11 protein-coding genes and 3 pseudogenes are annotated in these 13,840 nt (G+C 34.8%); 5 read left to right on the plus strand and 9 right to left on the minus strand.

The window, feature by feature from the left end; all coding sequences use genetic code 11:
* Positions 1 to 109: 109 nt before the first annotated feature.
* From AC625_RS12220 to AC625_RS12235, 6 genes and pseudogenes are all read right to left on the minus strand, one after another.
* A complete protein-coding gene (locus AC625_RS12220; protein ID WP_049681518.1) occupies positions 110 to 1,492 on the minus strand; it encodes an extracellular solute-binding protein in 1,383 nt (460 codons plus the stop codon).
* Between the two features lie 116 nt (positions 1,493 to 1,608).
* On the minus strand, positions 1,609 to 2,637 hold the full coding sequence (locus AC625_RS12225) for a LacI family DNA-binding transcriptional regulator (RefSeq protein ID WP_049681519.1): 1,029 nt from the start codon (positions 2,635 to 2,637) through the stop codon (positions 1,609 to 1,611).
* A 148-nt stretch (positions 2,638 to 2,785) separates the two neighbouring features.
* Positions 2,786 to 3,120: pseudogene (locus AC625_RS25865) on the minus strand (LbetaH domain-containing protein); the annotation flags it as partial.
* Between the two features lie 63 nt (positions 3,121 to 3,183).
* Positions 3,184 to 3,378, minus strand: coding sequence for an RHS repeat-associated core domain-containing protein (locus AC625_RS28585; RefSeq protein ID WP_082191072.1), 195 nt, complete (start codon positions 3,376 to 3,378; stop codon positions 3,184 to 3,186).
* A 1,000-nt stretch (positions 3,379 to 4,378) separates the two neighbouring features.
* A complete protein-coding gene (locus tag AC625_RS12230; protein ID WP_049681520.1) occupies positions 4,379 to 4,663 on the minus strand; it encodes a hypothetical protein in 285 nt (94 codons plus the stop codon).
* Positions 4,664 to 4,709: 46 nt separating this feature from the next.
* Positions 4,710 to 6,062, minus strand: a complete 1,353-nt coding sequence (locus AC625_RS12235) for a methyl-accepting chemotaxis protein (RefSeq protein ID WP_049681521.1) — start codon at positions 6,060 to 6,062, stop codon at positions 4,710 to 4,712.
* 648 nt (positions 6,063 to 6,710) lie between these two features.
* Here AC625_RS12235 and AC625_RS12240 point away from each other — a divergent pair.
* On the plus strand, positions 6,711 to 7,133 hold the full coding sequence (locus tag AC625_RS12240) for a VOC family protein (RefSeq protein ID WP_049681522.1): 423 nt from the start codon (positions 6,711 to 6,713) through the stop codon (positions 7,131 to 7,133).
* A gap of 373 nt (positions 7,134 to 7,506) precedes the next feature.
* Here the strand turns inward: AC625_RS12240 and AC625_RS12245 are convergent, their stop codons facing one another.
* The gene (locus AC625_RS12245) at positions 7,507 to 8,643 is read right to left on the minus strand and encodes a 5-methyltetrahydropteroyltriglutamate--homocysteine S-methyltransferase (protein ID WP_049681523.1); all 1,137 of its coding nucleotides are present in this window, start codon (positions 8,641 to 8,643) and stop codon (positions 7,507 to 7,509) included.
* Between the two features lie 155 nt (positions 8,644 to 8,798).
* Between AC625_RS12245 and AC625_RS12255 the strand changes: the two genes are divergently transcribed.
* A protein-coding gene (locus tag AC625_RS12255) for an IS3 family transposase (protein ID WP_425415446.1) occupies positions 8,799 to 9,946 on the plus strand; the annotation gives its coding sequence in 2 pieces (ribosomal slippage) (positions 8,799 to 9,045 and positions 9,045 to 9,946; 1,149 coding nt in all).
* Between the two features lie 141 nt (positions 9,947 to 10,087).
* Here AC625_RS12255 and AC625_RS12260 read toward each other — a convergent pair.
* Positions 10,088 to 10,885, minus strand: a complete 798-nt coding sequence (locus tag AC625_RS12260) for a copper amine oxidase N-terminal domain-containing protein (RefSeq protein ID WP_049681526.1) — start codon at positions 10,883 to 10,885, stop codon at positions 10,088 to 10,090.
* Positions 10,886 to 11,710: 825 nt separating this feature from the next.
* On the opposite strand from AC625_RS12260, the gene AC625_RS27805 reads away from it, so the two are divergent.
* The 3 genes and pseudogenes from AC625_RS27805 to AC625_RS12270 all read left to right on the plus strand — a co-directional run bounded on the left by AC625_RS27805 (position 11,711) and on the right by AC625_RS12270 (position 12,786).
* Positions 11,711 to 11,935 carry a hypothetical protein gene (locus AC625_RS27805; protein ID WP_245644997.1) on the plus strand — a complete coding sequence of 75 codons (225 nt, stop codon included), beginning with the start codon at positions 11,711 to 11,713 and terminating at the stop codon, positions 11,933 to 11,935.
* Positions 11,892 to 12,400 (plus strand): annotated as a pseudogene (locus tag AC625_RS27810) (tyrosine-type recombinase/integrase). The gene AC625_RS27805 and the pseudogene AC625_RS27810 overlap by 44 nt, the downstream one beginning before the upstream one ends.
* A gap of 83 nt (positions 12,401 to 12,483) precedes the next feature.
* A complete protein-coding gene (locus tag AC625_RS12270; protein ID WP_049681527.1) occupies positions 12,484 to 12,786 on the plus strand; it encodes a DUF3895 domain-containing protein in 303 nt (100 codons plus the stop codon).
* Positions 12,787 to 12,926: 140 nt separating this feature from the next.
* On the opposite strand, the pseudogene AC625_RS12275 reads toward AC625_RS12270, so the two are convergent.
* Positions 12,927 to 13,818 (minus strand): annotated as a pseudogene (locus tag AC625_RS12275) (IS4 family transposase); the annotation flags it as partial.
* Between the last annotated feature and the right edge of the window lie 22 nt (positions 13,819 to 13,840).

A 13,840-nucleotide genomic window follows, 5' to 3' on the forward strand; every position in this document is an offset into this window, starting at 1 on the left:
TTCCACTCTCACTTTCTACAAACGCTAGAAGTTAATTAAGATCAACCTTCACATTTCAGAATATGTAAAGGTTGATTTTGAGACCTTTATGCTATCACTAAAACCGCTTTCATCTTTCTGAATAGAATTTATATTTTGATTCCACTGTTTCAAAATCAGCATTCTTCATATCTTTTTCCATTTGTTTTTGACCAGCCTTTATTGCATCTTTAATATCGACACCATTATAGAAAATTTCTTCAAACACTCTTCCTGATTGAGTTTCAACAGCGCTCGGGAACGAGCCTGGCCATATATAACGATCAACGTTTGGAGCAAGAGCCCTTAATACAGGATCTGCAAGAATATCAGGGTCTTTAGCAAGTGATCTTTTTGAAGGGAAAGATGCGTTGAATAACGAAAACTCCCTACCAAAATCTTCACCAGCTAAAATAAATTTTAAGAAGTCTTGTGCAACTGCTTGCTCTTCTCTTGAAGCATTTGCATTGATACCAGGTGTACTCTCACCATTGTAGCGATCAAAAGCAAATGGAACTTCATCCGTTGGCGTTGGAATTCGGAAAACTCCCCACTCAATATCAGGGTAATTATTGTTCAATTCCCCTTGCATCCATCCCCATTTGTAAACCATTGCAGATTGTCCATTACCAAAGCTTTTTGTCGAGTCATCCCCAAAGTCTGGTGATCCAACATGGAATTTGTTGTATAGATCATAGAGCATTTGTGTGTTTCCAATCGTTGTCTTATTATCAAAATCAACTGTTTTTCCATCCTTTTTAAATAATAATTCTCCCTTTTGATAACCTAAACCAGCAATAATAGCTTTGTAAGTTTCCCCATTGAAATTAAATCCGGCTTGTATCAATTTTCCCGTTGCATCTTTTTTAGTCAACTTTTCAGCTACTTGAATGAATTGATCCCATGTAGTCGGGATATTTGTTTCAGTAAGACCAGCTTCTTTCCACATCTTTTTATTATAGTAAATATTTCCAGAGTTAATAGCATAATCAATATAGTAAACATGATCATCGATAACATGCGAGGTCACTCCTATGTAATCTTTATCCAACGCTTCGGTTGAAATATCATATGGCGCCATGAATTTGATAATATTTGAATGATATGAATTATGGACATTAAACAACGCAGGTCCATTCTTTCCTTTTAATTGAAGTGGAAGTTTAGTCCAATAATCATCCCACGGTTGGTTTACAACTTTTATTTTAACGTTGGGATAAATTTTTTCATAAGCATCTACTTGCTTTTGGAAAACTTCCTTTCCACCCCAGGTCCATAATTCTATTGCAATTGTTTCACCATTATTTACAAGTTTGTTAGGGTCAAATTTCACATTCTCCCCGATGACTTCCATACCCTTATCCGACTTTTCATCTTTTGAAAGCCCTTTAAGACTTTTGTCTTCTCCTGAACAAGCAGCTAAAGCCAAAAATAAACATAGAGTTAAGAGACTAATAACTAATTTCCTCACCATTTACCCCTCCTATTAGGTTTAACGTTAAACTTCTTAAAAAAATATTGACCTTCTAGTTCTTAGGTTTAACGTTAAACCTTTTTCTGAATATTATCATATTGAAAACGCTATCGCAATTACTTTTTAAATTTTTTCACAGATTCTCTAGTAATTAATTGGATAGGTAGTTCTACTTTCTTTGATTCTTGATTAGTATCAACGTTTAATGATTCAATTAACAAAGTTGCGGCTTTCCTTCCCTTTAATCGTATGTCTTGACGAATAGATGTTAACTTCGGACTTACAAACTGTGACATAACTATGTCATCAAATCCTACGACCGAAAGATCATTCGGGACCAAAATGCCCTTGTTTTTGAGATTATCCATAATTTCGATCGCTAAATAATCAGCCGTAAATACTAACCCAGTGATATCATCTATTTTTTTTACTATCTCATCACAAAATTCGGCCAAGCTGACTTTCGTTTTATCATATTCAAATATAAATTCCTTGTTCTGTTTAACACCGTGATTGTTAAGAGCCTCCAAATATCCTAAATAACGTCGTTCAATAACTCCACCAGAAACAATGGGGTACGAAACAAAACCTATGTTGTGATGTCCGTTCTCAATTAAATGCTCGGTTGCTATTTTAGATCCTTCCCAATCATTAATTCCAACAGTTAAATGCATTGAACGAGAATTTTTATGATCAACTTCTATGTCTATTAAAACCAACGGTGTATTTATGCTTCGTTCCAGATCTATTACATCATTTACCAAAAATCCTAAACAAATCACCCCATCTATTTTCCAAGTTTTTAAAACCTGCTGGATTTCACTTATCGATGATATAGAACGGACTAATAAGTAATATCCATTATCTTTCAATATCTCATCAACTCCACCAAGTATTTCAGTATTAAACGGACTTTCAAATAAAGTCCCTTCTGTCAGTTGATTAAAAAAGACCCCAATTAGTTTTGATTTGTTATTAACTAAAGACCTTGCATTCATGTTTGGAATGTAATTATATTTTTCTAAGATTGATTGAACCCTATTTACAGTTTCAGTTGAAACTCTAGATGCCCTATTATGAATAACATTTGATACCGTGGTAACACTTACATTTGCCTCTCTAGCAATATCCTTTATTGTTGCCAACTCCTTCATCCTTTCCCTTTATACTATTAATATCAAGTATCTATAACAATACTTTTCACCAACTTGCTTCTATCAATTTCTACATCGGTATAGAACTTCTCTCCATAAGGGTACTATAAGCGGTTTCTATAATAAACTATCAACCCACTTAACAAAACAACTTTTTTATCATTTTCGCGGGATTTCCTCCGACTACCACGTTATCTGGAACATCTCTGATCACAACAGATCCAGAAGAAATTAGTGCATTGTTTCCAATGGTAACGCCTGAATTAATAACGGCTCGTCTTCCAATCGTTACAAGTTTTGTTTACTCAATTTCTGTAATCCGCTCTTCTGTATTCACATGATGAGTGTTTTTGTGGATATGTTCGCCTGGAGCTATCATACAGTTCCTTCCGAAAGTAACAGGACCTCCACCTAAAATCGTACAATAAAAATTCGCATAGAAATTCCCCCTACGTTACTATTATACCCATAGTCAGCGAATATTAGGGTCATTTTTTATGGACTGATAGGTCGTATAGGCATCATAAGCCGCAATTCCTAAGCGAATCGCAAGGAAAATAAAATGATTGGGAATATGAACGCTCCATCATGATCCACGAAATTCACCGGATTATTATCCGCATAGAGATACATGTTGCTGTCGGCTACGATATCACGGGTGATAAAACGGCCAATTTCTGGATTGTAGTAACGAGACTTCAAATAATAGAAGCCTGTTTCTTCATCGTACACATAGCTCGCGTAACGGAAATAGCTCGGCCACTAAAACTCTACATGTTGGCGACAGAGCACCGGACGCTCCTTGTATAGGACGAAAGGTTCAAGTCGCTTATTCGAGCTCTAGCAGGGGCCACACTTCACCCTGCTAGCCTTTGGAGCCCAACGCCGATTAAGACAAGCTGGCCGATTGGTGATGCCGAATTACGCTGCTACGCCGTCGGTAACGGTCTCGGAGTTAACAACTATCGCCTCGACGACACAACCGGCAAGCTGAGCAGTATTTACGGCATCACTGGTGAAACATTAGTGCTAATCCGACCAGACGGTTACATTGGAAGCATTATCACTAACGACTGGCTAGCCAACTTCAACAACTTTGTCAGCATGTTTGCCACACAGTCCAATACGATTAACTCGAACTAAGGACCACTTAGGACATTGTTGAATTACACAGTATGTACCGACATTGTCCACCATTCTGCCTACATTATTCCTTCTTTCGCTAAATTTACAATTTAGTGACGGAAGGATTTTTAAATAACTATATTACTTTTCAAACGACTTTATTGTAAATTAAACAACTTTATTATCCTTGTTTAACAACAAAATCGATATTCTCAAATTGAAATGGCAAACGGTTTAAATCGAGTTTAGAAAATAAGAAAAGATAAGTCTATTGCAGATTGTCACTGCAACTTTTCCTTACTTCTATTAAAATGACTTGCGTTCAAATATCATTAGGCTCCCAATATAAGCGATCACACTTAATAAAAAGAGAAAGACAAATAAATTCATCAGTTTCCCTAAGAGTACATCACTTCCAGTCCGTATAAGCGAAGGCAAACCATGCTCCTGCCGCTGGAAAAATCAAAGGCAAATATTGCCTCGACTATTTCAGCACTTCGGTGTAAGTTTCTTATTTTTTTCCTTTTGAAAATAATCTCATTTAAACATCAAGATATCGAAAAACAAGAACATCGCTTTAATGTTCTTGTCAGATTCAGCCCTTTATTTACTCACATCTTTTTAGTATCACCTGTATTAAGTCTATATTGTTATCAATAAAATTCAATCTTTCACGGGAAACTACTGACCACTCTGTATTTTGACCCATAGCAGCTAAAATATGGGTAGCATTAAACGTATATTTTTTATAAAGCTCGCTAATGACATAACTTATTCTAGTTGTCTCATCTTTTTTTTGAATAATACTTTCAATGTCCTGTTTCAACCAAATCGGGGTAAACTCGATGGCTTTTTCAATTAATATTTCATATTCTTTTTCATTATATTCCATGTTTGCTCTCCTTCTACTATCCTTAATTCCACCACTTCTATCTATTTTATTTTAAACCTTTCATTAATTCTACTGTAGCTTCATCTAGCTCCCTTAAATAACTAGCAATATTGCTTCTGTTTCCACGATTTACTGCACGAATTATTTCTTTTGAAAGTGCATGTACTTTTTTATGTGGTTCGTACATTTTCACCACCATCTCATCTCTAGGATTAGATTGTTTCGTATATTCTAAATGCTTTCCAAGCGTACATGTAGTATGATCCCCTAAACAATCTTCATCAAGCTTTACAAAACCACATACTGCATTATAGGCTTTCCATTTCCATAATAGATGTTCAGCAGCAATTGGTTTTAAGCGCTGATTTCCTCTAAAGTCCTTAAAATAAGGAAGTGCTGTATTCCTAAGATTTTCAGCCATCGTACTTATCGTATATATACCTTGTCCAGTTTTCATGCAAATGTCACTTAACATCTGAGTCTGATGGTTAATTTCACTTAATCTTGCCGTTACTTCTTGTGTTGTAGCAGATTGTTCTTCTACATTGGCAGTTATACTTTCAAAGACTGAATTAATTCCATCTAATGACACTTCCATTTTATCCATTGATAAAACTGCTTGATCGAGATGTTCTTTCCCTGTAGAAAACACATGAACCGCTTCAGTAATTGCTTGTTCTGAAACACCGATTTCGTCCCGTAACTTCTTTACCATATCTTTTATATAATTAGCTGAATTTTTTGTACTCTCCGCTAATTTTTTTATCTCTTTTGCAACAACTGCAAAACCTCTCCCTGCATCTCCAGATCTCGCTGCTTCTATACTTGCATTTAAGGCTAGTAGATTCGTTCGTTCTGCCACTTCGTTAATGATGTTAACTACTGCATCAATCTCTTTTGTGTTTTCTGCTACATTATGCATTTTATCCTGAGCAATATTCATCTCTTCGAATGATTTATTTATGTATTTAAATGATTCACTGATCGTTTCAAGAGAATTTGTTGATATCGAAACTGCTTCCCTCGTTGTGTTTAAGGAAGTTTGAACATGATTTGCTACTTCTTCAATCGCATGACTCATCTCTTCACTACTAGCTGCAACTTCCTCCATAGATTCCTTTTGAATAGCTATATGGTCTACCATATCTTTTACGTAATCCATTTGAGTAACAAATTCTATCAAATCACTATTTAGTAGAAATTGTTCTCTAACTTGAGAATTCTTTAATTCTAGAATTTTATTAATCATAATCTCTATTTCATTATTTCCTTGTAAATATGCATCACCCGATGTTCCATAGTTTGCATTCATTTCATAAATTCTTTCTAATTCATCAATTAATTGATGTGTAGAAAAATCTTCCTGATTGACCTCGTCATTTTTTCCAAATTTAAACATATTACCCTCCAAAAAAACTGTAATCGCTACCATATATTTTTTTTAAAAAAATCACCAATAATTCCTACATTTTATGAATACACTACTATGCACATAGGGGAATGTGGTGAATTTTTTACACCATATATGTAAGAGGTAGCAGTTTACTTCAAGTACATCCAATTGAAACTTTAATCTCGCATTTTCTATTAATGCGTCTTATTTTACAAATATATTAATACTACGACTTAATTATACAGAGTACATCATACCCAATCTAGTAATTTTTTCAAAATATTAATTTTCTTAATAAAATGACCACTAATTGTTACAATGAGTCTCTTACTATCATCTTTGAAAAGCTGGAGTTCTCTTTTTGCCGCATAAGACGTCAAGTCCAACCGGATGCACCTTTAATCGAAACAAAAATACACCTCAAACAACTATTAGCTGTTTGAGGTATGTTAGGTTTGAAAATGAGTTGATTCATTAATCAAAATGTAATTTATAATCATCTGCTTTAATCATCTCTAATTTTCTAGAGAATAAAATGAAAAGTTTCCACTATCTTTCTAAGTAGGTATTTTTGATATTGAGCTGGTAAATGATACAATATAAAATGGATTCATTTATCAATGATTAACAAGTAAACACTTAGGAGTGAGGGAAATGTCTATTGATGTTTATCTTAATTTTAATGGAAACTGTCATGAAGCAGTAGAATTCTACGCACAGGTTTTTGAAACAGAAAAGCCAAAAATTATGACGTTTGGGGAGTCGCCACCTAATCCAGAATTTCCTCTTCCAGAAGAAGCCAAAAATTTAGTCATGCATACACGCCTTAATATTAGTGGCAGTAATGTTATGTTTTCTGATGTTTTTCCTGGGATGCCTTTTATTAAAGGTAACAACATTAGTCTTGCTATTGTAAGCGAGAACTTAGATGAAATTAAATCTCAATTTGATAAATTAAAAGAAGGTGGCACCGTTGGTATGGAACTTCAAGAAACATTCTGGAGCAAATGCTACGGCCAATTAACAGATAAATTCGGGATTATTTGGCAATTTAACTGTGGTATTAATGAAATGTAATTTTATAAAAAAACGAAAATTTGAACGTCCACCTACTAAAGTAGGAGGAATCCATTTGGGCTAAAACGTATACCGTCTAAAGACGGTGGTTTTGAACCACGCTTTTTGAAAGTAAAAAAGGAAATGGAGCTCTTCTACTAAAAGAATAGGTCCATTTCCTTTTTTGTATAACATTTCAGATTATTGCAGTGACCTATGTACAAGAATATAGGCTTTTCTTCAGGTGACTCTTAGGAGATGGCTTCTCGCCCTCTTTTTCCAGTATCAGGAATGTGTATGTTACTGAAGTTTAGATAAATTTTCGTTGAGAAGACGATTAAGTTAATTTTTATGCATCTATAAGATTCTATTTGGAAATAATTAAAATTTGATATTATTTCCAAATTTCATTTGCGATTTCAACAACAAGTCCTAACTTGTTCCATTGATCTTGCTCGGTAATTACATTTCCTTCTTCTGTAGAGGAAAATCCACATTGTGGACTTAAACAAAGTTGATCGATTTTCACATATTTTGCTGCTTCTGCAACACGTTGTTTGATCTCTTCCTTGTCTTCGAGTTCACCAGTCTTTGATGTGATCAACCCCAAAACTACGTGCTGATCTTTAATGAATCGCAATGGCTTAAAGTCACCTGAACGATCGCTGTCAAACTCTAAAAAGAAGGCGTCCACATTTACTCGTGAAAATAATTCTTCTGCAATTGGCTCATATCCCCCTTGATACAACCATGATGATTTAAAGTTACCACGACAAATATGTATGGTAATAGCCATATCTTCTGGTTTATTCGAAACAGCTTCAATCGTAATATCCGCAAACTTTTTCACCAATTCATCGGGATCAAAACCCTTTTCTTTAATCTTTACTCTGAAATCATCACTGAATAAAGCGCCCCAACTCGTATCATCTAGTTGTAAATAACGGCATCCAGCATCATAGAACGCTTGAATCGCTTCTTGATATACCTTGACAATATCTTGTGCAACCTCATCTAGTGATGAATATGAAGGGTTGTCTAGATAAACTTGACTGTTAACCACACCCGAGTAAAAAATCATATTAGGCCCTGGAATCGTAAATTTGGCAACATGGTCTCCTGCAAGGCTTTTTAAAAATTTAAAATCCTCTAAAAACGGATGATTTTCAGGAAACTTCAATTTAGAAGCAACGGTATATAACGTTGCTTTCTTCATGGCTCCATGAAATAACCCAGATGCGTCTATTTCATAAACTCGAATACCTTCTAACGCCTCTATAAAATCCAAGTGCCACCATTTCCGTCTAAATTCACCATCCGTCACAGCGGTAAGCCCAACTTCTTTCTGCTTTTCTACAAGCTTTCCAATCTCGATATCCTCAATTGAGCGCAATTCTGATTTAGAAATTTGACCTTGTTGATGTTTTGCTTTTGCATCCTTTAAAACCTGTGGACGAAGAAAACTACCTACCTGATCTGCTCGAAAAAAGGTTTTTTTTGTTTTTATTGTGTTTGCATTTATCTGATTCATACTATCTCTCCTCTTCCTTTCCCATCGAAAGGTTTCTATTTTTCTTTTTACTAAATATAAACAAAATGTTTTCATCATCATTGGAGTTAGTATAGTTTCATGGACACGGTTTAGTTAACTCTCTATGATAAAAAATAAGAGGGGAAGTGTCCGGCATGGAATCAAGAAACAAGCGTAAATATAACGATGATTTTAAGAAAATGGTGGTGGAACTTTATCACACTGGTAGCTCGGTGAGTACGTTAAGCAGCGAATATGGTGTATCTGAAGTCACAATTTATAAATGGATTAAAGCTCTTACTCCAGTGAATGGCGAGGAAAATAGTCTAACACCACAGGATATAACTGAAATCCAAAAAGAGAATCTTCGAATGAAACAGGAAATTGAAATCTTAAAAAAGGCTATGGCCATATTCGCCAGAAAGTAACCGATACCGAGCTAACAAACTTGATTCACGATCAAAAAGAAGTATTCCCCATCCAGTTCATGTGTGAAGTGTTGGATATGCCAAGAAGCACGTATTATCAGTCCTTGATTAAAACAGAATCAGCACGTGACCGGGAAAACCGACTGCTTCTTGAACAGATTCAGTTGATCCACATCAAGAGTAAAGGCCGATATGGAGCACCTAAGATTCATTTCCTTCTATTAAAAGCAGGGTTTTCGGTTAGTCTTAAACGAGTTCAACGGATCATGAGAAAGGCGGGAATCTATTCGATTACGATTAAAAAATTCCGTCCACAAACAAATAGAAAACCGATTGAGGCCCGTGAGAACATACTACAACAGGATTTTTCTACTTCTAAATTGAATGAAAAATGGTTGGCCGATATTACCTATATCCACACTTTGCGAGATGGCTGGTGTTATTTAGCGACGGTCTTAGATCTGTATTCTAAAAAAATCATTGGGTATTCTTTCTCTCGTTCTATGACGACTGAACTTGTTTTGCATGCTTTAGACAATGCCGTTTCTATCCAACAGCCAACGCCTGGCCTCATTTTGCATACAGATCTTGGCTCTCAATACACAAGTGAAGGGTTTAGCCAAGCGCTTAAAGAACAGAAAATCATTCCATCTTTTAGTCGTAAAGGCTGCCCATACGATCATGCATGTATTGAATCTTTTCATTCCATTTTAAAGAAGGAAGAAGTCCATCACGTAACCTATTTAAATTTCGAATCGGCGAACGCAGCCTTGTTTCAGTTTATTGAAGGCTGGTATAATCGTCGACGTATTCACGGCCAATTAAACTTTCATACGCCGCAAGAAGTTGAAAATCAGTTCCATCAATCAGCGTGAAAAGTTAACTTATTTGTGTCCACGATATTGACTCAGATCCAATAAATTATTTTCTAAACAAAAAATAAAATGAGAGTATCAGTAATATTATAGCTACTCTCATTTTATTAAATTAAATATATAGTTCACTTCCACAAAGGATCAATTGGTTTTAATCAATTGATCTTCAAAAATCGTTTGATAATCTTCTACGAAAAGTTTATCGTTTTTCTTAACAAATGTGATCGTTTCCTTTGTCTTGTAATAGGCTGGTTCACTTGTTTGAGTCCGATAAGTTATCGTAGCATTCATACCGTTAATTTCAAATTCAAAATCGACAACCCAAGGACTTGAACCTCCGATAATATAATTCCAGTTTTCTCCACTTCTTTTAATTTGTTCTTGTTTGAATTTTTCTTTCGCTTGCTCAGACATCATTTCATAGCGAGGTTTTCCATCCCTTGTTTTGAGTGCATTTGCCCAAATCGTAGTCAAATCAGTAATACTTTGAAAGTCTATATAAATCGTTAAACTATTTTTGTCGAATCGAACTGTTCCTCCAAACGATTCTGCAATAAAGCGAAGATTGACATACATAATACCATCTTCAATTTTGGGATCTTGTAACAGTTGTACTTCTTTACCATTTAGTGTGACTACTTTTTTTCCTGCTGTTAAAGTAATTGTCGTTTTATCATTCTTCACAGTAACTGTTTTTGTTTTATTGTTGAACGTTGGTTCAATGTTCAGCACTGAAAAGAATTCTCTAAACGGAACTAATGTACTACCACTAGAAGGGATAACTCCTTTTAACTCTCTTTTTTCACCATTAATATAGATGGTGGGACGGTATGCCCCTTTTTCGTTCAATGTAATAGAACTAGCAAAAATAGCTTGAACACTAGTAAATAATAAGCAAATACATAAAATACCACTAATCAACAGGGAATGACGTTTCATTTGAAGTTTACTCCTTTTATAAAATCTTTAATTTTTTATTCAATCAACACCTACTATTACATTACTATTCTATCAAACATTACACCGGAATTTCTATAGCGATATTCCTATAAATGTAAAATATTACTACACCTTTAAATTTAACATAATATTTCATTTTTCACTCGATTCGAATGTATGATTTTATGCAAAATCATACATTCAGAAAAATCTATTCTTCAATTAACGGAGAAGGTTAATGGTAGAAGATAAACGACTTATATACACCATGCATTTCCATTAATGGGTATATACGATAAAATCAAAGAGGTGTAAAAAGAACAGAAGCTTGAAGAAGGAGATACAAAGTGAGAAAATTTAGAAAGCAGGTTTTTCTGGGGTTAGGTATACTTGTGGCTGCATTTATACTTTTTTCTGTATACGATTTTTTGGATAATCAGAGGGTAGAAAAATAGATAGATTCCTTTTTATGTAATTAAATATATAGATGATAAATTAGATATTCGCTCCCCTCTTACCCTATTTAACTATGTACGGGATTATAAAGAGTTCTTTAACTGGTTAATTGCTGAGGCGATTGTTGAATCAAAAACTACAAAAGAAGTACCCATCGAAGCTTTAGGAACTCTTTCTCTAGATGATGCAAATAATTACTTTAAGTTCATTGCTCGAAAAAAGGTTAAAATTTCTAAAAAAGAGGATGAAACCAAACAAATTGATACCAAAACTCTTAATCATCATAAGTCTTCTCTCCGTTCCCTGTTTAAGTATTTAACGATTGAATCAGAAGTAAAAGCCGGAGAGCCTTATTTTGAAAGAATTGTTATGGCAAAGATACCGATCAAGAAAGTTACAGAGACTTTTAACGAACGCGCAAGTAAAATTACTGATAAAATATTTATTGATGATACGGATATAGACTTTTTAGAATATGTTCAAAATGAATATGCAGCTTCCCTTTCCTCTGCTCAACTGAAATATTATAGACGGGATAAAGAGCGGGATTTTGCTAAACTCTCTCTTCTTAGGGTCTGGTATCAGGGTAAATGAATTAAATAATTTACGTATCAAAGACATTGACTTAAGTTCTCAAGAAATAAAGGTGATTCGGAAAGGTGGAAAAAAGATACTGTATCTGTAACACCTTCCTCCCTTCAAGTTTTAAATCATTACTTATTGGTCAGAAAAGAAAAATATAAAGCTGGTACTGGAGAAAATGAGTATTTATTTGTGAAACTTTACAATGGGGAAACCGAACCTCTAACCAATCGAGCTGTTGAGAATATCGTATATAAATATACCAAGTCATTTGATAAAAGAATGTCCCCTCATAAGCTTAGACATACTTATGCTACAAATTTAGCAGAACAAACCGGCGGTGATATACCACTGATAATGAATCAGCTCGGTCATACTCAATCTGATATCTCCCTTCTTTACATAAATACAACTAAGGAGAAACAACGTAAAGCTGCTGAACTATTAGATCAGCGTAGAAATAAAAAGACAGATTGAAAACATGCACTTAACAGAATGTAATAAGTTGAATCTATATTTTGAAGATGACATAAAATAGCCAACGGTAAGGATGTGGATTTATGGGTCAAATATCTTTTGAGGACCTTTTCGCTGAACAAGCAAAAGAAAAGAGAGAGAGTACCCCTACTCCGTTATACAAAGAAATATTAGCATTAATAGAATCAGAAATTTCAAGTGCTTTAGAAATATGTGAGTGCTTGATCGAATCGGGGCAGGTGTCTAATGAACGGTATTCAAGTAATAAACCAAAAGCATATCCAAAAATATGTTCATTGTTAGATGAAATGGTTCAGCAAGGAAATGTCATATTTATTGCCGATAAGAATAAGAAAGATAGAATCTATCGTTTAAACAAAAAATAATATTGCTATTAGGGGTACCTCCACATGCCCATCAAGCTAAAGACGTAAATGACTAGATACGAAATCATTCTTGTTTCAAAACGAGCGAGTGATGGAAAAGTAGGCATGTCAAAGAAGCCTATTAACATACAATTTTTTTACTAGGCAGCTTGTCTATGTATTACTGTTGTTTCGTACATAACCCCTAGAATATCAAAGACGGTCTTCTTATACCGATGACATTTGCGACCGTTCTTTTTGAGCAGCTGATAAAGACGATGCAGAATGTCCAAAAGTTCTTCTTCACCAACTGCTATCGCTTGAAACAATAACGGAAAGTAATCTTTAATCATATAAATCGCTTTGTATTCACTCAACTCCTGTTTTTTCTTTTCAAGCAGAAGCTGCCGCATTTGAAACATGGTAGAAGAACAGAGGAGAATGCCGATGAGTTGTCCATATAAATGGCACTCTAGGCGTTCTTTTTTTATATGTTTACATTCATCAATTTCAAAGAATGACTTCCACGTTTTGAACAAAATTTCAATCTACCAACGAAGTGAATACAATGAATGTACGTAGTTCGTCGGTATGCCTTCTAGCGACGTGTTCGTGATATATACATTCATGCCCATTAAACATTTGCTTTTATCTTTCATGACAATGCCTTTCTTCTTTTCACGTATCTCTTGGTTTTTCAGGCGTATTTGCGTTTGATCGTCGGTTAAACGATGGATAATGACACGTGCTGAAAGCTTCTGATTTTTGCCAATGTTTTATCTCGGGTATTTCCATCGTGTCACCAGGGGTTAGACCAGACATCATTTGTGTCATATCAAGCTGGATGTATTCTATTTGCTTTTTTAACGTGCCATTTTTGAAGTATTCTGGTTCAGGGTTTTTAATATAAATGCGTGTATTCAGCTTCAACCGCGAGATATAGTAAGCCTCTTTATCATGAATGGCTTGTAAGTCTCCTAAATCGAAGTAACCAAGATCACGCAAACGTAGATCGCCTGCCTCTACGGTTTCAAGACAGATGGTACCGTATGAAAACAGGAAAAATCGTTTGCAA

Origin of the sequence: Peribacillus loiseleuriae (assembly GCF_001183985.1) — a bacterium.
Lineage (GTDB): Bacteria > Bacillota > Bacilli > Bacillales > DSM-1321 > Peribacillus > Peribacillus loiseleuriae.

Excerpts from the sequence above, each read along its gene's own strand:
- AC625_RS12220 (WP_049681518.1), bottom strand. The coding sequence starts at position 1,492 with ATGGTGAGGAAATTAGTTATTAGTCTCTTAACTCTATGTTTATTTTTG.
- AC625_RS12230 (WP_049681520.1), bottom strand. The coding sequence starts at position 4,663 with ATGGAATATAATGAAAAAGAATATGAAATATTAATTGAAAAAGCCATC.
- AC625_RS12235 (WP_049681521.1), bottom strand. The coding sequence starts at position 6,062 with ATGTTTAAATTTGGAAAAAATGACGAGGTCAATCAGGAAGATTTTTCT.
- AC625_RS12240 (WP_049681522.1), top strand. The coding sequence starts at position 6,711 with ATGTCTATTGATGTTTATCTTAATTTTAATGGAAACTGTCATGAAGCA.
- AC625_RS12245 (WP_049681523.1), bottom strand. The coding sequence starts at position 8,643 with ATGAATCAGATAAATGCAAACACAATAAAAACAAAAAAAACCTTTTTT.
- AC625_RS12260 (WP_049681526.1), bottom strand. The coding sequence starts at position 10,885 with ATGAAACGTCATTCCCTGTTGATTAGTGGTATTTTATGTATTTGCTTA.
- AC625_RS27805 (WP_245644997.1), top strand. The coding sequence starts at position 11,711 with ATGGCAAAGATACCGATCAAGAAAGTTACAGAGACTTTTAACGAACGC.
- AC625_RS12270 (WP_049681527.1), top strand. The coding sequence starts at position 12,484 with ATGGGTCAAATATCTTTTGAGGACCTTTTCGCTGAACAAGCAAAAGAA.